Raw genomic sequence first — 20,916 nt, forward strand, 5'->3', positions numbered from 1 at the left:
ATTTACTTCACAGTACACATAATATCAGGTAGTTTTACTGTTCTTATATTTTGCTTTTTCAGAGGTTGCCATGTATTCGATCAATAGATCCTTCAAATTAGATAACGTGTGTTACGACATTCGTGGGCCAGTACTTAAACAGGCTCAAAAACTAGAAGAAGAAGGTCAACGTATTTTAAAATTGAATATCGGTAACCCCGCCTCATTTGGTTTTGAAGCCCCTGAAGAAGTATTAATGGACGTGATTAAAAATCTGCCACAAAGCCAAGGTTACAGTGACAGTAAAGGTCTCTTTTCTGCACGTAAAGCCGTGATGCAACATTACCAAGGTAAAGGATTGTTATCACTTGATACCGATGATATTTACATCGGTAACGGCGTCAGTGAACTGATTGTGATGGCCCTTCAAGCGCTGTTAAATAATGGTGATGAATTACTGGTCCCTGCACCTGATTATCCGCTATGGACAGCAGCAACCAACCTTTCAGGCGGTAAAGCGGTACATTATGTGTGTGATGAACAATCGGACTGGTTTCCTGATATTGATGATATCAAGTCAAAAATCACCTCAAAAACCAAAGGTATTGTGTTAATCAATCCAAACAATCCAACGGGTGCGGTTTATTCAAAAGAGTTATTAGAGCAGATTGTTGAACTGGCTCGCAAGCATAACTTGATTGTTTTCTCGGATGAGATCTACTCTAAAATTGTTTACGATGATGCAAAACATATCCCACTAGCCACTCTTGCAGATGATATTTTAATTGTTACTTTTGATGGTCTTTCAAAAGCGTATCGAGTATGTGGTTTCCGCGTAGGCTGGATGATGATCAGTGGAGCAAAACGACAAGCACGCGATTATATTTCGGGTATAGAGATTCTCGCCAGTATGCGTTTATGTGCCAATGTGCCGATGCAACATGCGATTCAAACCTCACTCGGTGGTTATCAAAGTATTAATGAGCTTATTGTACCGGGCGGGCGTTTATACGACCAAACACAAGGTGCATGGAAGTTATTAAATGATATTCCAGGCATCAGCTGTACTAAACCTAAAGGCGCGTTATATCTATTTCCTAAATTAGATCAGAAGAAATTCAACATTAAAGATGATCAACGTTTTGCGATGGATTTATTGATGCAAGAGAAGATTTTGATTGTACAAGGGACAGGCTTTAACTGGCATGCTCCGGATCATTTCCGAATTGTGTGTTTGCCACGTATGGATGAATTAACAACGGCAATTACAAAAATTGGTAACTTCCTAGAAAGCTACCGTCAGTAAATAATGCCTATTTATTACAAACATATTACCAAGATTTAGTGGAGCTAAAATGTCATCAGATAACAGCCAAAAACCAGAAAAACCAACAGATACAGATGTTAACCAAGAAAATGAAGCGCTGACAAAAGAGCAAAAAAAAGAACAAAACCATAAAAAGCGTATGCAAAAATCAAAAGAGCGTATTGATGCGAAAATTGAAGCGGCTCAAGAAGAGCGTGGTTTATTTATCGTTATTACCGGTAACGGTAAAGGTAAGTCTACATCAGGCTTTGGTACTATCGCCCGTGCTGTAGGACACGATCTAAAAGCCGCCGTTGTGCAATACGTAAAAGGGACTTGGGCTTGTGGTGAACGTAATTTATTAGCCAAAGCAGGTGTAGAATTCCATGTTATGGGCACGGGTTTCACCTGGAATACACAAGATCAAACCACCGATATTGTAGCCGCACAAAAAGTATGGAAAGAAAGCCAACGCTTACTGGCCGATGAAAGTGTTGATGTGGTTATGCTTGATGAATTAACCTATATGGTGACTTACAAATACATTGATTTAGAAGAAGTGATTAGCGCGATTAAAAATCGTCCGCCAATGCAACACGTTATTGTAACGGGTCGTGCATGTCATCGTTCTTTAATTGAGTTAGCAGATACGGTTAGTGAAGTACAACCGCTAAAACATGCTTTTCAGGCAGGTGTTAAAGCTCAGAAAGGAATCGATTGGTAAAAGCTAAACGCTTTTCCTTTGGATTGAATAAGGTGCTTTATTAAAAAGCACCTTCATAAAAAAGCCTTCGTAAAATAAATCACGAAGGCTTTTTAAATGCTAGAAAATCCTACTCGGACTAATTAAACGCTTCTCAGCCTAAATAAGGCAAAGCGTAAAAACCCTGCCCCATCATTAAACTATCTTCTGCCTTTCGCCTGTGGGCTTTTAGGTTTCCAATTTAAATCTGATTTAGGAATCTCAGCACGCGGTTCGAAGCCTTTAACATTTTTACGTGGAATCATAATACCGATACGTTTCTCGATGTAACATAAACTTCTGAAATCATCACGAGATACAAATGAGATCGCTTCACCACTTGCGCCAGCTCGACCCGTACGACCAATACGATGCACATAATCATCAGCTTGATCAGGCAAGTCGTAGTTAAGCACTAAATCCATATTATCAATATCAAGACCACGGGCTGCAACAGCAGTAGAAATCAAGTATTGTAATTTACCCGCTTTAAAGTCTGCCAGCAGTTGTTCACGTATCGCCTGGCTTCTGCCACTGTGGAATGCTTCTGCTTTAATACCACGTTTTTCAAGTTGGCTAACTAATTTAGCAGCACCACGTTTTGTTTCAATAAATATCAATGCTTGAGGCCATTCGTTTTCTTGCATCAATTGGCTTAATAACGCTGACTTTTGATCTTTATCAACAGGAATCAACCACTGATTAATTTTTGGTTTGTCTTTTTTCGATTTAATGGTGATTTCAGACGCGTCCTCAAGAATCGTTTTTGCTAAAAAACGTACCTGCTGTGAAATCGTTGCTGAGAAAAGAAGGTTTTGGCGCTCTTCCGGTAAACGCTCAACAATCTTATTGATATCTGCAATAAAGCCCATATCTAACATGCGATCGGCTTCATCTAATACTAAGATTTCCACTTCATCAAAATGGATAGCACGTTGTGTATACATATCTAGCAAACGACCTGGCGTTGCAACTAAGATATCCACACCTGCGATTAACGCCGCTTTTTGTGGCTCATCGTCAACACCGCCGTACATCGCTAGCGAGTTTAAGTTTAAGTGTTTTGCATATAACTGAACGTTGGCTTCAACCTGAATCGCAAGCTCACGTGTTGGTGTCAAAATAAGTGCGCGAATACGCTTAGCACGTACTTCTGGTGCATCTTGTAAGTGCTGTAAAATAGGTAGAACAAAACTCGCAGTTTTACCCGTACCTGTTTCAGCGGCTGCAATGATGTCTTTGCCGTTACAAATAATAGGAATTGCTTTTGCTTGGATTGCAGTTGGTTTTGTATAACCTTGCTCTTCAATCGCTTTTAGAATTGGCGCGCTTAATCCAAGTTTAGAAAATGGCATTTTGAATCTCTGTTTATTAGTGTGATTAGTGTCAAGCGAAGTAGTATACCATCATTTCAAATTACCATATCAATATGTTGTACTGTGCCCATTTGGCCATTGCTACGTGTAAATTCCCCCGTTTTCTGGGCGATACCTAATAACTTACCTTGTTCATTATGAAAGGTTTTCTCATCTAAACGACTAAACAAAGAAATGGAATCGACACCAACATCTGCAAGGCCAATTAACTGTCCATCGGGGCGCCAAACTTTTAACTGAGTAAAAACAGCATCTTGTTTGTCTATTTTTCCATCTTTATTATCATCATAGTGTGCTAAATCGGCAAAACCATCACCACTTTGTGGGCCAAATAGTTCATTTCCATCGTCTATTTCTTGGTTGCTATTCTCATCTAACGCTAAAAACGAAGAGCCTGCGGCAAGCCGTGGAACCCACTCTTTTTGCCCATCTGCATTGAGATCAAAATAAAATCGTGCACTCTCTAAATCGGCGAAATCACGACCAAGATTAATAACCAGAGGATCCACTAACTTTCCCTGTTGCTCTCCACTTTGTACAGATAGTGATAACTGATCTGTTGTTGAGCGATTGCTTACTGACCTAGCGGAGGCTGAATTACCGGGGGGGAGAAGCGGGAAATTAGTCGTGATAACAAAGTCACTGCTTATTTTGTCCATTTGCAAGGTTTCAACTTGACCATGTACAGCAATAACGAGTCCATTTTTTACGTCCCTATTTAATGTATTACTTTCTTTGTCACTCAATGGATTAGAGAGAGAAATACGTTTACCTGTCATTTTCTCAATAAGTAGTTTCATTATCCATTGCTCACTGCTTAAGCTTAACTGAGGGTTGTTGGCTGTTATGTCAGTTTCATTTATCTCAGAATTCATCTTCGGATTAAAGGAATCCAGCAAAAGCGGTTGAAATGAATTTATTGCGATAGTGTTTAAATTTGTTATATCCATAAAAATCTCCCACATTAATCCTGTTATCGGCGGCTCTTCGTCAGTTGTTAAGATTAATTGGGAATAAAGAACAAAATTTTAATAGCAAAGTAGATTTAAAATAGGAACTAATAAGATTGACCTTACCCCAAGGGTAAAGGTTATGCTTTTTGTTATTATAATAGAAATCGGTTTACTAGGAGATATTATGTCTATTTTACACAAGTTATCATTACCTATTTATGGCATGAATTGTACGAGTTGCGCGGTGCGTTTAAAAAGTGCATTAGATGACATAACAGGTATCACCGCAGAAGTTAATTTTGCGCTTGAGAAAGCACAAATCACCTTCCTTGATGCACATGATCACAGTGAGTCACTTACACGTATATTAGCGCTACTAGAGCAAAAAAATTACCAAACCGATTTGCAAACCCTGCGCTTTGATGTGCTTGGTTGGAGTTGTGCAAGCTGTGCACAAAAAACAGTGACTACCTTAAGTAAACATCCCTTTACAGCACATGTGCAAAGTAACTTTGCAACGGAAACAGTGCAATTACAAAGTATTTCAGGCGCCTTCACGCAACAACAACTCTCTGATTTAATCCATTCATTAAGTTATCAATTAACATTACAAACACCTAAAAATAATGCTGATCAACAAAATCACAAACGTTTAGCAGAACAAGCCCGTGATAAAAAATCCCTCGCATTAATTGCACTTTCAAGTGCGCTGAGTCTGCCTTTTCTAATCTCGATGTTTGTCATGTTAGCGACGGGTTCACACCATTTTTTAGCGCCTGGTTTAGAGTTTTTACTCGCTACCCCAGTGCAATTTATTATTGGCGCGCGTTATTACAAAGGGGCGTGGAATAGCTTAAAAAGTAAATCTGCGAATATGGATTTATTAGTGGTGCTTGGTACAAGTGCCGCCTATTTCTACAGTTTATTTGTGCTTATCAATGGCCTTGATAGCCCTCTCTATTTTGAATCTAGCACCCTGGTTATTACGCTCGTTACGCTTGGTAAATACCTAGAGCATCGCGCTAAAAAAAGCACCAGTAGTGCGATTAACGCATTAATGGCACTACGCCCAGATACCGCGTTAGTTAAAAAGGGTAAAAAATTCATAAGCGTTAATATTGATGAAATACAGGTCGGTGATTTAGTACAGGTCGCTATCGGCGAAAAGGTGCCTGTCGATGGTATTATCGTTGAAGGCAATAGTTATCTTGATGAATCGTTATTAACCGGTGAAAGCAAACCACTTATCAAACAGCCAAAGTCACCAGTCATCGCAGGCAGTATTAATGGCGAAGGTGTGTTACTTATAAAAACTACAGCAACAGGGGAATCTACGGTCCTCAATCAGATAATTAATTTGGTTGAAAATGCACAGATGAGTAAAGCGCCAATTATGCAATTGGTGGATAAAATAAGTGCGATTTTTGTCCCTATTGTATTAGTGATTGTAGCTCTCACCTTTAGTCTTTGGTATCTGAGTAGTGGTGATTTCCAACAAGCGTTAATCAATGCAGTTGCTGTATTAGTCATCGCTTGTCCTTGTGCACTGGGCCTTGCAACCCCTACCGCGGTTGTCACTGGCACAGGCGTGGCCGCGCAACATGGCATATTAATCAAAGACATAAAAACACTGCAGCAAGTTTTTCGTTTAGATACAATCGTGTTTGATAAAACAGGTACACTTACTAAAGGTAGGGGTACAATCAATAGTATTTATACTGTTGAGGCGATTAATAGTGATAATAATGCCGAAGATAACAAAAACCTTATGCTTGCTCATCTGGCCGCTTTACAAATAGGCAGTAAACACCCTATTGCAACCACAGTTAAAAATCATTGTATTAATAATGAAATACTCGCCTTAGAAGCCAATAACATCACAGCGATTAATGGTGAAGGTATACAGGGAACCATTTTCGATAAACAGGTCATTGCAGGTAATGATAAAATGATGGCGCGTTTTTCAGTCACTTTACCGCCATTAGCAAACCTAGATGAACAGCAAAGTATTATTTATATTGCTCGTAATGGTGAGTTTTGGGGGTATATTGGCATTAGTGATGAATTACGAGAAAATAGCCAAGATGCCATCCAAGCCTTGCAACAGAGAGGCTTAAAAACGGTGATGTTAAGCGGTGATAAAAACAGTGTGGTGCAACACATCGCTTCTCAGCTCCATATCGATGAACATCATGGCGAACTAAAACCAGAGCATAAACTGAATAAAATTATTGAGTTACAAAAAAGTGGCCTGATTGCGATGGTAGGAGATGGGATTAATGATGCTCCCGCACTTGCACAAGCAGATGTCAGCATTGCGATGGGCACAGGCAGTGATGCAGCCAAAGAAAGTGCTTCAATTACCTTAATGCGTAACGACCCGCGTTTAGTGTCTCTTGCTATTGATATCTCTAAAGCGACATGGCGTAAGATTCAACAAAACCTTTTCTGGGCATTTATATTTAATAGCATTGCTATTCCCGCAGCTGCATTGGGTTATTTAAGCCCAGCCATCGCGGGAGCTGCAATGGCACTTTCTAGCATCACGGTATTAACTAATTCATTATTATTAAAACGTATCAAACTTGAATTTAAGCAACAATTTAAGCAACAAAAGGAATTTTCGTAATGTTATCTATCAGTCAAGCGGCCAAAGTAACCGGCCTTTCCGTTAAATCAATTCGTCATTATGAGCAAATAGGATTAATTAGCGCACCACCGCGCAGCAGCAATGAATACCGTTATTATCCCGAATCATTAATTAAGCAACTGCACTTTATTAAGAGTACCAAAGATGCCGGTTTTAATTTAAAAGAGAGTAAAGCGTTACTTAATTTATCAGAAGACAATGAACGCAGTAGCGCCGATGTTAAAGAGATCGCACTACAGAAAATTGAGGAACTAGAGGCACGTATCAAACAACAACAAACACTGCTCGCCAGTTTAAAGAAAATCACTAAGCAATGTCACGGTGATAAAACCGCAAGTTGTCCGATTATTGATGCTTTTGTAAGATAATAAAGTTAAGGCTGAAGTGTAAATGGCAGTTGCGCCATTTGCACGCCATTCACAATAAGCATAAGTTTATGCTCTCCTGGGTAATACTGTCGCGTAGAAATCGCTTTAAAACTAAACTGTTTAGTGATCTCTTTTTGATGCGCATTAATCTCTGATTCTGATATTTTAAATATCTTATCTGCCTGTTTGCCATTTTTCTTCATGAAGGCAATGATAAATTCACATCGACATTTTCCAAGTGCTTGAGAGGCACTTAACGTAAAAGAGAAATTGAGTTTTTCTCCCCATTTTACTGTTTTATCAAGTGTGAATTTTTCAATATTAATATGGCGAGGATGAGTAAAACCAAACAACGCTAAAATATCCACATTTGCACTTTTTAACAAACCACGGCAAGCGTGTTTTACTAGCCATCGACGATTTTTAGTGGGTTTACCTTGCATCCAAGATTGTGCAATTTTAACCACTAATTCAGGATTATCTTTGCTGATGTCATTGAGGTTATTCGCCACACTGCGGTACACATAATCTTCATCGTCATCTTTAAGGCATTCTAAAATCGGAATAATAGCCGTTGGATCGGCTTTAAATAGGGGTAAAGCACTGGCCCAGGGTAAACGAGGACGACAACCTTCACTGGCTAAACGGCGAATATGAAAATTATCCGATTCACTCCACTCAAGCATTTGCGCCATCATTTTTTCAGGGTATTTCTCGATAAAGGGACGTACTGCAAATTCAGAACTGGAATATTGGGTCAAAAAAGCAAGGCATTCGACCGAAGTCTCGTAATCATCTAAACCGTAGAGCTCAATAAATGCAGGAAAAAACATCGCTTCATAACTACTAAAAAACGGGGCGACTTTTTTTAGTATCGTGGTGCTTTTTTTAAAATCGGAGGGTAATAAGTGGTGCAAGGTTTGAGTAATAAAGGTCAGCCGAGATTTAAGCTCTCGACTTGCCCATTGTGAATCAAAAATAGTCGTTATAAATAACTGCTTTTCAAAACCAGGATAGGCGTCTTGAAAATGTGTTGCGACTGAATCAATAAAAGCGTGGTTATAAACATCTTTGAGCAATTCAGCCATGACTATTCCTTTAATCGTTATAAAATACGTTCTCCAAGTTGGAAAACACAAAATTCACCTTCGCCCATTTTAGTCCACTCTTCATCACTAGTCAGCGGGCGTGTCGCAATAACAGTAACCACATCACTGTCAGATGTTTCTTCAGAGAAATTAACCGTTAACTCTTCATCGATCAACTGCGCTTTACCAAAGGGAGCACGGCGGGTGATCCAATGTAAATTATTGGTACAGTAGACCATCACGTACTCACCATTAGTGAGTAGCATGTTAAATACGCCCAATTTTCTTAACTCGTCTGCATAACCCGCGATTTCTTTGAATACCGTGAGCATATCGCTCGGTACGGTTTTATAAGTTTGGTGTAACTTCTCAATAATCCAGCAGAATGCAAGTTCGCTGTCAGTTTGACCAACCGGGTAAGCATGGCCAAGTTGTAAGTCTTCATAACCTGTTAATTGGCCGTTATGTGCGTAAGTCCAGTTTTGTCCCCATAATTCACGAATAAAAGGATGTGTATTTTCAAGTGACACCCCTCCTCGATTAGCTTGGCGGATATGACTGATCACCGCTTTACTTTTAATAGGGTAGTCTTTAACTAATTCAGCAACACGAGAATCACAACTTGGTTTTGGATCTTTAAAGCTGCGACAGCCTTTACCTTCGTAAAAAGTAATACCCCAACCATCTTTATGAGGTCCAGTTTCACCACCGCGTTTAACTAATCCACTAAAACTAAAACAGATATCTGTTGGTACATTGGCACTCATGCCTAACAACTCACACATTTATTACTTACCTTATTGGGTGCCCATAACTACACGTTATGCCATTTTCTTTTCTATTAACAGGATCAAAATATGAATGATTTTAATATGGATTTCTTGAATTCTATCTGCATAACCAAAATGAGGCACACGTATCTCAACATCAGCAAGACCGGCCATTTTACCGCCATCTTTACCGGTTAATGCGATTACTTTAATGCCTTTTTCTTTTGCCACATCAATCGCTTTTAGAATGTTTGCAGAGTTGCCACTCGTTGAAAGGCAAAACAGGACATCACCACGGCGACCAACACCTTCTAAATAACGAGAAAAAATAGAGTCAAAACCATAATCATTACCCACACAAGAGATATGACTCGCATCGGAAATTGCAATCGCAGGATAAGAAGGACGATGTTCACGGTAACGCCCAGTTAATTCTTCAGAAAAATGCATTGCATCACAATGGGAGCCACCATTACCACAGGCAAGGACTTTGCCTTCTTGTTTAAAAGACTCGAACAATAAGCAGGCAGCTGCTTCGATATTTTGTAAGTTTTGATCGTCATTAAGAAATGCTTGTAATACTTTTTCAGCTTCTAAAAGCTCGTCTTTGATTATATTGAGATTCATTATATATCGTCCAATTTTTGTCTAATATGATAACGATCTATTTTTACATAGTTACTAACAAGAAAATACAGGGAAGGTTATAAAATAGCGGGATTATAGAAATAAAAATGCAGGGGGGGGGATAAAATAGTGGAATGATAGAAATAAAAAAGCAGAGACTACATTAACTGTATTATCTCTGCTTATCTGCACTGCCTAGAAAGGCATTGAAACAATGACTTATTAAGCTTGATCAAGCGTACAAGTTAGTTCTTCTTTAACTTGGCCAGCTTCAATTGCATCAATCGCTTTTTGATCGTGTGCATTTGGTGGACAACCACAAGCGTGCTCACTTGTTGCGTGTAAACGAGCTTGCTCTAGGTGCCATTGTGCTACTTTGATATGTTGATCAACGTTCATAATAATATTCCTTTGGTTAGTTAAATTGATATAAATCAATGAGCGCCATTATATACATTCCTTTTTCACAAGCTAGTAATTAACATTAAATTTATGAAATTTTCATGACAATCGCATAATCTTATCATTATCAAAAATGGCCACCCTATACTGCTTTTAACAGGGGGTTTTATGCATTTAATAATACGAGTATTAATATTGTTTATTTTATCTGCATCCACACTCGCGAACACATTACAAGTGGGTAAAATTTGTGCGGTTGTTAATGCAAATAACAATCAACTGGGTTTGTTGGTCTTATCGGACTTTTGGTTTCATAGCGGACGTAATAATGCAGCTTACACCGCTACTGATAACGCCACAGGCATAGGCGTGGAGATTCATTTCTTTAGTAACCAAGCCGGCCAATTAAGCCACAGAAATCTAGGACAATGTAATAAATACAGGGTATTACAGGTACGTAAAACCAACAGCCAACTTAATGCAGGTGAGCATCCTATCCAAGTTGATATCCCCGCTTATTTTGAACAACCCTTCTATGATAACTCACCCTTAGAATTTGGTTATAAGACACATAAAACCCCTATTGATAATAGCGACAAACCTTGGTTTTCTCGTGCGGTACGTGCCTCAACAATAGGCATTTACGACACCCCTTATGTTTCTGATGCCTACGGGATTGATGGACAAGATATACGCGTAGAATTTGAAACGTGCATTGTATGTCAGCGATATCAGGGTTTTGATCAATTATTGTCTTGCGCGACTTGGGGTTATCAACGGGATTATTTAAATGAAGAGACGGGTTGGACAGAGCCAGATATTTTAACACCGCAATGTTTAGCGCACGCGAGTGAACAATTCAAAAACACGCTAGAAACGAGTTTAATTGTAGATTATCAATATTGGTTAGATTGGCGTTAATAGTAATTAACGCCAATAAATCAGATAGTAACGAGCAGTGCCTTACTTATTTTTAGGCAAAGCAACGTTTACTTCTAAAACAGAAATATCATCTTCTGCTTTATCTGTAAATTCGCATGTTACATCCTGCGTTGAAATATCCATATATTTACGGATAACAGCAACAATTTCACGTTGTAACTCAGGAAGATATGCAGGGCTTGCTGCATTTGAATGCTCATGAGCCACAATAATCTGTAGGCGATCTTTAGCGAGTTTCGCACTTCCTTTTTTGGGTTTCTCTTTTCTAAAATACTGTAAAAGTCCCATACTAAGCTCCAAATAAACGGCTCAAAAAGCCTTTCTTTTCAAATTTGATAAAACGAAATTCACGTTCAATACCTATCAAGCGGTCAACTGCGTCTTGGTATGCTTTACCTGCGTTACAATCTGTATTTAGAATAACCGGTTCGCCTAAGTTTGACGCGGCCAGTACATCCTGTGATTCAGGAATAACACCTAAAAGATCAATACCTAACAGATCATCGATATCTTCAATACTTAACATCTCTTCACGCTCTACACGCTCAGGACAGTAACGCGTGATCAACAAATGCACTTTCACAGGGCTTAATTGTAGCTCTGAGCGATGTGATTTGCTTGATAACATGCCCGTAATTCTATCTGAATCACGTACTGAAGAAACTTCAGGGTTAGTCGTAACAATGGCTTCATCGGCAAAATAAAGCGCCATCATAGCGCCCTGCTCGATACCGGCAGGTGAATCACAAATAATGTATTCAAAGCCATCTGCTTTAAGATCGTTGATGACTTTCTCAACGCCCTCTTTTGTCAAAGCATCTTTATTACGCGTTTGCGAAGCAGGCAAAATATACAAATCTGGCGTACGTTTATCTTTCACCAATGCTTGTTGTAAGTTTGCTTCACCGTTGATTACATTAATCAAATCGTAAACAACACGACGTTCACAGCCCATGATCAGGTCAAGGTTACGTAGACCGATATCAAAATCGATAACCACTGTTTTTGCACCTGTTAGCGCAAGGCCAGTACCAATTGCTGCGCTGCTTGTTGTTTTACCAACACCACCCTTTCCTGATGTGACGACAATTACTTTTGCCATTATTTATCCTTAATTCCACTTAAATTTAGTTCAAAGTATCTAATACAAGTTGCTCATCGAGCAATGAGACGACACTGCTTTTACCGATGAACTCACTCGGTAACGCTTCGCTCAATTTGTACACGCCAGCAATAGACACCAGTTCGGGTGCTAGTAACTGACAAAAGACAGAGGCACTTTGGTCACCCATCGCACCAGCAAGTGCACGTCCGCGTAGTGCACCATAAATATGTATATTGCCATCGGCAATCACTTCAGCACCCGCACTCACATCACCATTGATAACCAAATCACACTCTTTAGCATAGATTTGTTGGCCTGATCGTACACGTCCTTTAAAATTTTTTGTTTTTACTTCATTAGCAACAAATGTTGCTGTTTCTACCGGTTTCGCTTCAGTCGGTTTTTCTTCGATAACGACGTCTTTGCTTACCTGTCTTTTTGAGTTGCTTAAAATAGCAATTTTCTGACTCTGTAGTGCCTCTTTTTGAGCCACTGATAATTCACCAGAAACACCCGCTAAAATAAAACCGTGCTCAGTTACAATGTCTTTAATCTGTAAAAAATCTAAATTTAATGTTCCATTTTTAACGTTAACCACAACGGGCGCATGCAGAAAAAAATCGGGAGCCATTATACGTCTTTTATTTAGCTCATCGGCCAACAATGAAAGTGTTTCACTTTCAACAGTTACCACCAATAAGGAAAAATTTAACGATTTTAGTGTCATAACACCTCTATCTTGCTTGAGAAAATACTTTTTGATTTAAAATTCAGTCAATTTCTATAAAAATTAAAGCAGATTGCATGTTATAGTCTGAACTCTCATTAGGCAAGCAAAGGGCTACATTAGTATTATGTTATGTGCTGTATATAAAAGTATTCGAAAATCACAAACTTATCTTTTCATTGCGAAAAGAGATAATTTTGAGCCCGTTCCCGATGCATTATTGACCCAATTTGGGCCGCCTGCGTTAGTTAGCATGCTCAATATTAAAGCTGATAGTAAGCTGGCAATGACAGATGCAAATACCGTGATTCAATCAATCGAGAAAGATGGGTTTTATTTGCAACTTCCACCGCCTCCGGTTGACTATTTAGAAGAACATAAAAAATGGCGTAAAAAACAATTAGGGATTTTTAATGAAACTGACTAAATTTTTCACACTTTCGACTCTGATCTTCGCTTCATTAACAGCGACAGCCAATACCACTGAAACAGAAAAAGAAAAAATACCTTTTGACCAATATGTCTCGGCATTAAAGGTTGAAGCAATTGATTTAGGCATTGATGCAACGGTTGTCAACAATGCTTTTGAAAAAGTTGAATTTTTACAACGCAGTGTTAAATCTGATAAAGAGCAACCTGAATTTAAATTAACGCTCGATACTTATATTCCACGTGCCGTACCGGATTGGAAAATTAAGCAAGCACGTGAAGCCTATAAAAAGCATTATCACCTGCTGCATAAAATTGGCAAAGAGTATGGCGTACAACCACGATTTATTGTTGCGTTATGGGGCATTGAAACTAATTTTGGTCGCTTAACTGGCCGTCATTACGTGATCTCGTCACTAACAACTATGGCTTATGAAGGTCGACGTGAAGCCTTGTTCAAAAAACAACTGTTCGCGGCTTTAACCATTCTTGATGAAGGCCATATTGAACAAGATAAATTTATCGGTTCATGGGCGGGTGCAATGGGCCAAGTGCAATTTATGCCAACCTCATACCTCAATTATGCAGTTGATTATGATGGTGATGGCAAAAAAGATATCTGGAATAATTATGCCGACGTTTTTGCTTCAGCAGCCAATTACCTGAAAACAGAAGGTTGGGATGACAGCGAAACATGGGGCAGACAAGTCTTAATTCCTAAAGACTTTGATGTAGAACTTGCAGGTATTAAAAAGAAGAAAACATTACAAGAGTGGCAAGATCTTGGCATCCGACGTTTTGATGGTAGCGCACTGCCTAAAGTGAATATGAATGCCTCTGTTGTTATTCCTGATGATGCTTCTGGACGTGTTTACTTGGCTTATAATAACTACCAAGTATTAATGCATTGGAATCGTTCTTATTACTTTGCAACCGCAGTTAGTTATCTGTCTGAACGTATTAAATATCCACGTATTACGCCGTAAAATATTAATAATCTACATAAACAATGAGTAGTTAACAATGAGCAATTTTTGGGAAGAGAAAACATTATCACAGATGAACAGCACAGAGTGGGAATCACTTTGTGATGGCTGTGGTAAATGTTGTCTTAATAAAATTATTGATGATGATACTGAAGAGTTACATTTTACCAATGTCGCCTGTCATCTTTTACATACTAAGACATGCCAGTGTCGTAAATATGATCAACGCTTTAAAATCGTTAAAGACTGCGTAAAAGTATCACTTGATGATATCGACCAGTTTCACTGGTTACCAGGCAGTTGTGCATACCGTTTATTGGTTGAAGAAAAACCATTACCCGTTTGGCACCCGTTATTAACCGGCAGTAAATCAGCGATGCACAAAGGCGGATTTTCTATACGCGGGAAAACAATCTCTGAAACGGCTATCGACCCAGATAATTTAGAAGATTATATTGCAATTTGGCCAGCAGAATAAGGAACTACCAATGACAGATATTACTATTTTACACAATACGCACTGTTCAAAAAGTCGTCAAACACTGGCGATTATTGAAGAGATGTTGACACAAGATGCAAGTAATAAACTAACCATTGTTAACTATTTAGAGACCCCCCCTACATTAGTTGAATTGAAAGATATAATTTCACTATTAGGTTTTACCTCTGCACGTCAATTGATGCGCACCGGCGAGTCTATTTACAAAGAGTTACAATTGAAGTTAGAAGAAGATGAAGCTTTATTATTACAAGCGATGCTTGATAATCCTAAGCTTATTGAGCGCCCTATTGTTTTAGCAAATGGTAAAGCAAAAATTGGTCGTCCGCCTGAATCTGTATTAACCATTATTTAATGATTATTTAACTACCTTATGAAAACAGAACATTATAAATTAATCGCACGAGTTGGTTATTTTTTACTTTTATTACTCGTGCCGCTATGGCATTTGTGGTTATCACCACCTGCATTTGGTTTAAGCCCTTGGTTGATTTTCACTATTTGGTTTGTGCCACTGTTATTTCCACTTAAGGGTGTTATTCAAGGTAATCCATTTACCTTTGCCTGGTGCGGTTTTTTAGCCTTGTTATATATGATGCATGCGGTGGTTATTCTTTATACGGCTTATCTTGACAGTCATTTTATAGAATTAACAATGGCCGCTTTAGAGCTTATTTTTGCCACTGTCTTTTTGATGGGTAATATCTATTTTGCTAAATATCGAGGCCAAGAACTAGGTTTAAGTATTCGTAAAAAGAAGAAAAAATAGCGGTATAATTTGCATCTAGAAAGGTATAAAAGTACGCCCGTACTTTTATACCTTTGCTGATCACTTTCTATTTAAGGTGTTAGTATCAGTATGTGCAAACTCTTTTCCATAGATATCTAAGAGCATCGTTTGTGAATAACACAAGGTTTCTTTGCTCACTTTTACCTGCTGCACATAAGATTTCATTTTTGCATTCTTAGCCATAAATGGGCTTTGAATTATTTGCCAGTCTTGCTCTGAAATTGCAGCGCTAACATTTAATACAGCGTTATCCGTTGATGTTTCAAAACCGCCTGAAGCCAATACACAGATGCCTCTTGGAATAGTTAGTGAATGTACAACAGTCTCACTCCCCTGCTCCCACAACCAATAACCCGTCTCATGATGAATCATATTATCATTACTATTTCTGCGCACTTCTTGTGTATAAAAGACCACACTTAATAGCTGAGACTCTGCATTTTCAGTTTCTCCAATGCCTTTAAAAACAATATTATCATAATAACTATTTACTTCTGTACCGCCCGGCTCAGGCGCGATGTCTTTACCTTTTTTTCCTTCCCAACTACCGATCAAGTCAGTGAGAGGCCCATAATTTGTTTCATCAACTACGTTCATTTAGTTACCTTTATTATTAAAAAAGGCGCTAATTAGCGCCTTTCATCTTGAGAAAGATTGATTAAGAAAATTATAAAGCAATCTTACTCTTCTAGCTGTTTATCAACACTATAAATCGTCCACTTTTGATCTGGAATATGTTTTTCACTGCTTATCTCAGCAACAATTCTTCGGTTGCGCGCATGGATATATTCGTCATATCCCTCTAAGAATAAACGCGAAAAACCATAACCAATTGCAGTCACCCGCATTTCATCAATGCCAAATTTACCCACTAACAATGCCTTAATCGCCTCAGCTCTATTTTGCGAAAGCGTGTCATTTAGCGCTTTTTCACCACGAATACTAGTATGCCCTTCGATAGTGACATCGGCATCTGGGTACTCTTTCATAAAGTCAGCTAATCCTTCTATCTCTGGCAAGTAGTTAGTGCCAACTACATAAGAGTTAGTCGTGAAGTTAACTAATAGCTCATGGCGCACCATATACACGGTTTCAGAGCCACAACCTTGATTATCAACCAGTGCTCCAGTTGCACTTTCAAAACAGGCGTCACGCGCATTAATAACACCATCTCCTTCTTGATCATTCAAATCATATTTTTGTTCAGTAGGTCCATTTGCCATTTCAATAGCATTTGACGAACAACCTGCAATAAATACACTCAATAATATAATATATAGATATCTCATTAGTTTACGCCTCCTTCGTAGTTTTCTTCACCGGACCAAGTTTCTGGACGAGTTACACGTAAAGAGTCAAGTAGTAGCCCTGTAGAGTGTAATATACGGTATTGTGCGGTGATCTCCGTAAACTCAGCTTCTAAAAAATCGGTACGTGCCTGATAAAGTTCATTCTCTGTATCGAGCAGATCTAACAAGCTACGTTGCCCTAGTTTGAATTGTTCCTGATACATAAACTGCGTATCTTTAGAGGCGATAACGTGCATTTTGATATATTTTTTCTGCTGATTTAGTTGCTCAAATGCATTCCAAGACAGAATAAATCCTTCAGTTACTTGTCGATGAACATTCGCATTAAGCTCTTTCGCTTCAGTTATCTTGTAGGCAGTTTCTGTTGCGTAGGCAACATCACGTCCACCTGAAAATAGGTTATATCGAAAACGTAACATAGCCTGTGCATCATTATTTTCACCACCAACATCACCAAATGAGCCATCTTCTCCATCCAAATTGTCATTAAAATTGGCACTCAATTCTATTGTTATTTCAGGATAATAGGTCGATTTGGCAGCCTCATATTGATAAAGTGCAGCACTGATATCATTACTTGAAGATTTTATGACAGGATGATGATCTAATGCTTGTTGCACCCCTTCATCTTCTGTTTCAGGTAACATATCTGCATCGGGAATTGGGATTACCAAATCCTCAGGAGCTTGAGCTACAACACTCAAGAATTGTACTTTACTATCGAGATAGTTATTTTTTGCTGCAATGAGGTTGGAATTGGCTTTCGCTAAACGGCCATTGATTTGTGATAGATCGGCTGTACTTCCTAAACCAGAATCAGTACGCTCTTTAATCTGCTCGTAAATCCTTTCATGCTCATCGAGATTTTTTTCAGATAAACCAACGAGTTTCTCTGTTTTGATTAAATCAATATACACCTTAATAATTTGCAGGGCCAGATCCTCTGCATCTGAGTACAGCCGCCACTGCTCAGCACTTGCAGTAAAGCTTGTTCGATCAACTTCACTCGTGGTGTGAAAGCCTTGAAATAGGTTTTGTTTTAAACTAATACCAAGCTCACTACGTGTTAATGTTTCAGCATCATCACCAACAGACCTTCTGGTACTTGGGCTATCGGTATATTCAGCACCTATTCCTCCAGTTAGATCGACCGTAGGCCAGTAACCAGATTTCGCTTGATCAACCTGTTTATCACTCACTTTAAACTTGCTAAAAGCAACACGTAATTCAGGGTGTGTATCTAAAGTATAAGCGACAGCTTGCTCTAGGGATTGGCTATTTACATTGATGGAATAAGTCATACTAGAAATAAGAATAGCTAACGCTGTTTTCCGAGGAAATTTAAAATTGAAGTTTTGCATTTAACCTCCACTTTTAATGATTTATTATTAGTTTTTTGACTCTCTAATTTTAGTTTAAAAACAGAAAACGGTTGCTTTTCAAACACAGCAACCGCGTAAATGTGTTTTTATTTCGCATTTAATTGACTTAAATGACTTCAGGTGGAGCTTCTTCCAACTCAGGGAAATCAATAATGAGTGGGCCACCCTCATCCTCACCTAATAAACCATTAATGATTTGCTCTTCCGTATTGCTACCTGCTTCAGCAATATATTCTTGCTCTAAATTAACCCCATCAAGCACTATCATCTGTGAAATTGGAGAGCTTTCACCCGAGGCATGAATAGCAATAGTGGTATTACCAGCTACATCAAAAGAGAAATCTAAATACTCATCTAATGTGCCACCAGTTTCACCATTTAACAGGTCACTCAAATCAAGGAAATCGTTGTCTAACTCAAAATCAGTGATGTGATCAGTTGCTGGCTCTGCTCCACTACCATCATCTTCAGATAGCCAAACAAAGGTATCTATGCCTTCACCACCGACTAAAACACCATCATAACCTACCAGTTCTTCATCGAGCACACGTTCATCAAACTCCGAGGTATCCAATCCGGCATGCAACTCAAGCATATCTTGCACATGCTCCATGGCCGCATCTTCACTCAATGCAACATGACCCGTTTCTTCGATGATTGCTACCAAATCCTGTTCAGAGATAGTCGCTAAATCAAAATCATCATCTGAAAATGCATCCCTCATTGCTTCGGTGATAACAATACCATTATAAGCATCACCATCAGCATCAAGTGACTGAAGCAGTACAGCCATATTTTCAACATACTCGTCATTGACATCACCTCTATCTACACCAGCCAAATCTTGTAAAAATACTTGGTTATCAGAGACATTGTCCATGTCAATTTTCCCGATAACAATATTACCAAGCATAAAGGTAACAGTATCACCTGCCGTATAACTGAAACCACCATTCTCATCAGTAATGCCACTTATTCCCGAGCTAGCCTGATAATTAAGCCCTTGAATCATTCCATCAATAACAACTGCAGTTAGGGTTGCATCATCGGCAACTAGGCTTACATTGACAACACCACTTGCAGTATCAGCATCTGCATCTGTTAATGTATAATTAAACCCTAAGTCGATATCATCGATATAAACATTTGAAGTAACTCCACCAATACTTATTCGAAAAGAGTTCGACACTTCTACAGTTTCATCTTTATTATTAACACCGTATAATTGTGGGGCTGAAAAACTAACATCAGTAAAATAGATAGCATCATTTACGAGAGGTATTTCAAAAATTACATCACCATTACCAGCCCCAGTATAAACACCATTGTAGGTTATCGCATTTCCATTAATATCAATGGCATCTACGCTCCAATTTACTTCATAAGCGGCACTGTCACTACCCTTACCTTCAACGGTAATACTTAAACCTTTGATTTGTGCATCATCCCCATTGATATCGATGAATTTCATGTCTAATTCATCGCCTACATCGAACCAGTTACCATCTACACCTATCCAACTATTATTAGTGTTTACCGTGGCTGTAGCGCCATTTGCAGCCGAGACTGCTGACATGTTGTCAATAATAAATCCCCCAAAACCTAAATTTAATTCACCAACATTACCACCCGTTACTTCAGTGTATGTTTCTACTAATTCCACAGTTCCAATGCTTCCAGCAATGTTCAATAACTCAAAGGTATAACCTGGGTTCAGGTCATCATTTAGCGAATCAATATCAATACTGATTCTGAAAACAGCATCACCATTGGCGCTACCTGTTAGTACCCCATCCGCCTGACTATATTCCACGTCATGACCAGCAAAAACAAGTTCTGGTAGAGAAGATATATCCCATGAAACCGAGGTAACATCATTAGATACTGTAGCGTTAGTTAAGAAACCTTCTATTAACTCGTCTCCGTCATTGGCCGTTGTGATCGAAAGCGAACCTGTTACTGTTGGCGCATCATCTGTTATTGAGATGGAGAACGTACTGTCAGTAACTTGAGTTGTTCCATCCATAACCAGTGCTGTAAAGTTTGCCATGATTACAGTCGATTCATTCGTTTCATGGTTAGTTGAATGATCAAGGCCTGCTAGCTGTGTAAATTCATAAGATAAATTATCCGATGAGACAACAATTGTAAATATCTCTACTCTTGTTACTCCATCAATTGTATATGCTTGAAGAGTATTATTAGCGTATGTATCATATTGTACAGCTAAGCCATTACTTGTTAATGTAGCCTCTCCAACTAACTCTATAGATTGAGAAGAAGCTATCGGGTCAATAGCTCCTGTATGAGTTATATTAGTTAAATTAATATTTGTATTTTCATTTGCATCATCATCGTCTGACACTGTACTACTAACAGAAAACACATCATTATCGGTGATAACACCTTCACCGGAATCTGTTTTAGTGACGATTTGAGCATCGACTGTTGTTGCCCTAAGCACCACCGTTTCGCTGTTTTCAGT

The 20,916-nt window shown here is 38.7% G+C and carries 23 protein-coding genes; 10 read left to right on the top strand and 13 right to left on the bottom strand.

All coding sequences use genetic code 11. From position 1 onward, the window contains the following. Nucleotides 1–70: 70 nt before the first annotated feature. Together CXF74_RS04310 and cobO are read left to right on the top strand one after the other, a co-directional pair. Nucleotides 71–1,285 (top strand): pyridoxal phosphate-dependent aminotransferase, encoded by a 1,215-nt coding sequence (locus CXF74_RS04310; RefSeq protein ID WP_101081168.1) that lies wholly within the window; start codon nucleotides 71–73, stop codon nucleotides 1,283–1,285. Nucleotides 1,286–1,334: 49 nt separating this feature from the next. Beyond that, entirely contained in the window at nucleotides 1,335–2,009 is a 675-nt protein-coding gene (cobO, locus tag CXF74_RS04315) for a cob(I)yrinic acid a,c-diamide adenosyltransferase (RefSeq protein WP_101081169.1), read from the top strand. 179 nt (nucleotides 2,010–2,188) lie between these two features. Here the strand turns inward: cobO and CXF74_RS04320 are convergent, their stop codons facing one another. Together CXF74_RS04320 and CXF74_RS04325 are read right to left on the bottom strand one after the other, a co-directional pair. Beyond that, nucleotides 2,189–3,382 carry a DEAD/DEAH box helicase gene (locus CXF74_RS04320; protein ID WP_101081170.1) on the bottom strand — a complete coding sequence of 398 codons (1,194 nt, stop codon included), beginning with the start codon at nucleotides 3,380–3,382 and terminating at the stop codon, nucleotides 2,189–2,191. A 56-nt stretch (nucleotides 3,383–3,438) separates the two neighbouring features. After that, nucleotides 3,439–4,353, bottom strand: coding sequence for a hypothetical protein (locus CXF74_RS04325; protein WP_101081171.1), 915 nt, complete (start codon nucleotides 4,351–4,353; stop codon nucleotides 3,439–3,441). Nucleotides 4,354–4,540: 187 nt separating this feature from the next. On the opposite strand from CXF74_RS04325, the gene CXF74_RS04330 reads away from it, so the two are divergent. Next, a complete protein-coding gene (locus CXF74_RS04330) occupies nucleotides 4,541–6,985 on the top strand; it encodes a heavy metal translocating P-type ATPase (RefSeq protein ID WP_198552776.1) in 2,445 nt (814 codons plus the stop codon). Beyond that, nucleotides 6,985–7,374: a MerR family DNA-binding protein gene (locus CXF74_RS04335; RefSeq protein ID WP_101081172.1), complete on the top strand. Its 390-nt coding sequence runs from the start codon at nucleotides 6,985–6,987 to the stop codon at nucleotides 7,372–7,374. The genes CXF74_RS04330 and CXF74_RS04335 overlap by 1 nt, the downstream gene beginning before the upstream one ends. Before the next feature lie 5 nt (nucleotides 7,375–7,379). Here the strand turns inward: CXF74_RS04335 and CXF74_RS04340 are convergent, their stop codons facing one another. The 4 genes from CXF74_RS04340 to CXF74_RS22140 all read right to left on the bottom strand — a co-directional run bounded on the left by CXF74_RS04340 (nucleotide 7,380) and on the right by CXF74_RS22140 (nucleotide 10,258). Continuing rightward, nucleotides 7,380–8,462, bottom strand: a complete 1,083-nt coding sequence (locus CXF74_RS04340; protein WP_101081173.1) for a DNA alkylation repair protein — start codon at nucleotides 8,460–8,462, stop codon at nucleotides 7,380–7,382. A 17-nt stretch (nucleotides 8,463–8,479) separates the two neighbouring features. Beyond that, nucleotides 8,480–9,247 (bottom strand): class II glutamine amidotransferase, encoded by a 768-nt coding sequence (locus CXF74_RS04345; RefSeq protein ID WP_101081174.1) that lies wholly within the window; start codon nucleotides 9,245–9,247, stop codon nucleotides 8,480–8,482. Nucleotides 9,248–9,283: 36 nt separating this feature from the next. Continuing rightward, nucleotides 9,284–9,859, bottom strand: a complete 576-nt coding sequence (lpcA, locus tag CXF74_RS04350) for a D-sedoheptulose 7-phosphate isomerase (RefSeq protein WP_101081175.1) — start codon at nucleotides 9,857–9,859, stop codon at nucleotides 9,284–9,286. A gap of 222 nt (nucleotides 9,860–10,081) precedes the next feature. Next, nucleotides 10,082–10,258 (bottom strand): hypothetical protein, encoded by a 177-nt coding sequence (locus tag CXF74_RS22140; protein WP_198552777.1) that lies wholly within the window; start codon nucleotides 10,256–10,258, stop codon nucleotides 10,082–10,084. A gap of 171 nt (nucleotides 10,259–10,429) precedes the next feature. Here CXF74_RS22140 and CXF74_RS04355 point away from each other — a divergent pair, with 171 nt between their 5' ends. Further along, complete coding sequence (locus CXF74_RS04355) at nucleotides 10,430–11,182, top strand: hypothetical protein (protein ID WP_101081176.1); 753 nt, start codon at nucleotides 10,430–10,432, stop codon at nucleotides 11,180–11,182. A 42-nt stretch (nucleotides 11,183–11,224) separates the two neighbouring features. On the opposite strand, the gene minE is transcribed toward CXF74_RS04355, so the two are convergent. From minE to minC, 3 genes are read right to left on the bottom strand one after another with little or no spacing between them, the layout of a single operon-like run. Further along, entirely contained in the window at nucleotides 11,225–11,491 is a 267-nt protein-coding gene (minE, locus tag CXF74_RS04360) for a cell division topological specificity factor MinE (RefSeq protein WP_101081177.1), read from the bottom strand. A 1-nt stretch (nucleotide 11,492) separates the two neighbouring features. Beyond that, nucleotides 11,493–12,305, bottom strand: coding sequence for a septum site-determining protein MinD (gene minD / locus CXF74_RS04365; protein WP_101081178.1), 813 nt, complete (start codon nucleotides 12,303–12,305; stop codon nucleotides 11,493–11,495). A gap of 25 nt (nucleotides 12,306–12,330) precedes the next feature. Beyond that, nucleotides 12,331–13,035 (bottom strand): septum site-determining protein MinC, encoded by a 705-nt coding sequence (gene minC / locus CXF74_RS04370; RefSeq protein WP_101081179.1) that lies wholly within the window; start codon nucleotides 13,033–13,035, stop codon nucleotides 12,331–12,333. Between the two features lie 127 nt (nucleotides 13,036–13,162). Between minC and CXF74_RS04375 the strand changes: the two genes are divergently transcribed. The 5 genes from CXF74_RS04375 to CXF74_RS04395 are packed head-to-tail and all read left to right on the top strand — an operon-like array spanning nucleotide 13,163 to nucleotide 15,718. Further along, nucleotides 13,163–13,462, top strand: coding sequence for a YcgL domain-containing protein (locus tag CXF74_RS04375; RefSeq protein ID WP_101081180.1), 300 nt, complete (start codon nucleotides 13,163–13,165; stop codon nucleotides 13,460–13,462). Beyond that, a complete protein-coding gene (locus CXF74_RS04380) occupies nucleotides 13,449–14,450 on the top strand; it encodes a lytic murein transglycosylase (protein ID WP_101081181.1) in 1,002 nt (333 codons plus the stop codon). The genes CXF74_RS04375 and CXF74_RS04380 overlap by 14 nt, the downstream gene beginning before the upstream one ends. A gap of 37 nt (nucleotides 14,451–14,487) precedes the next feature. Further along, the gene (locus CXF74_RS04385; RefSeq protein ID WP_101081182.1) at nucleotides 14,488–14,928 is read left to right on the top strand and encodes a YcgN family cysteine cluster protein; all 441 of its coding nucleotides are present in this window, start codon (nucleotides 14,488–14,490) and stop codon (nucleotides 14,926–14,928) included. Between the two features lie 10 nt (nucleotides 14,929–14,938). Next, nucleotides 14,939–15,304, top strand: coding sequence for an arsenate reductase (glutaredoxin) (gene arsC / locus CXF74_RS04390; RefSeq protein ID WP_101081183.1), 366 nt, complete (start codon nucleotides 14,939–14,941; stop codon nucleotides 15,302–15,304). An 18-nt stretch (nucleotides 15,305–15,322) separates the two neighbouring features. Continuing rightward, nucleotides 15,323–15,718, top strand: a complete 396-nt coding sequence (locus CXF74_RS04395; RefSeq protein WP_101081184.1) for a DUF2069 domain-containing protein — start codon at nucleotides 15,323–15,325, stop codon at nucleotides 15,716–15,718. A 60-nt stretch (nucleotides 15,719–15,778) separates the two neighbouring features. On the opposite strand, the gene CXF74_RS04400 is transcribed toward CXF74_RS04395, so the two are convergent. From CXF74_RS04400 to CXF74_RS04415, 4 genes are all read right to left on the bottom strand, one after another. Beyond that, a complete protein-coding gene (locus CXF74_RS04400; protein ID WP_101081185.1) occupies nucleotides 15,779–16,336 on the bottom strand; it encodes a heme-binding beta-barrel domain-containing protein in 558 nt (185 codons plus the stop codon). Nucleotides 16,337–16,419: 83 nt separating this feature from the next. Then, nucleotides 16,420–17,028, bottom strand: a complete 609-nt coding sequence (locus CXF74_RS04405) for an OmpA family protein (RefSeq protein ID WP_101081186.1) — start codon at nucleotides 17,026–17,028, stop codon at nucleotides 16,420–16,422. Continuing rightward, nucleotides 17,028–18,410 (bottom strand): TolC family outer membrane protein, encoded by a 1,383-nt coding sequence (locus tag CXF74_RS04410; protein ID WP_101081187.1) that lies wholly within the window; start codon nucleotides 18,408–18,410, stop codon nucleotides 17,028–17,030. The genes CXF74_RS04405 and CXF74_RS04410 overlap by 1 nt, the downstream gene beginning before the upstream one ends. A gap of 127 nt (nucleotides 18,411–18,537) precedes the next feature. Continuing rightward, the coding region (locus tag CXF74_RS04415; protein WP_157822327.1) for a type I secretion C-terminal target domain-containing protein at nucleotides 18,538–20,916 on the bottom strand (2,379 nt) is incomplete at its 5' end.

The sequence above is a fragment of the Psychromonas sp. Urea-02u-13 genome (genome assembly GCF_002835995.1).
Lineage (GTDB): Bacteria > Pseudomonadota > Gammaproteobacteria > Enterobacterales > Psychromonadaceae > Psychromonas.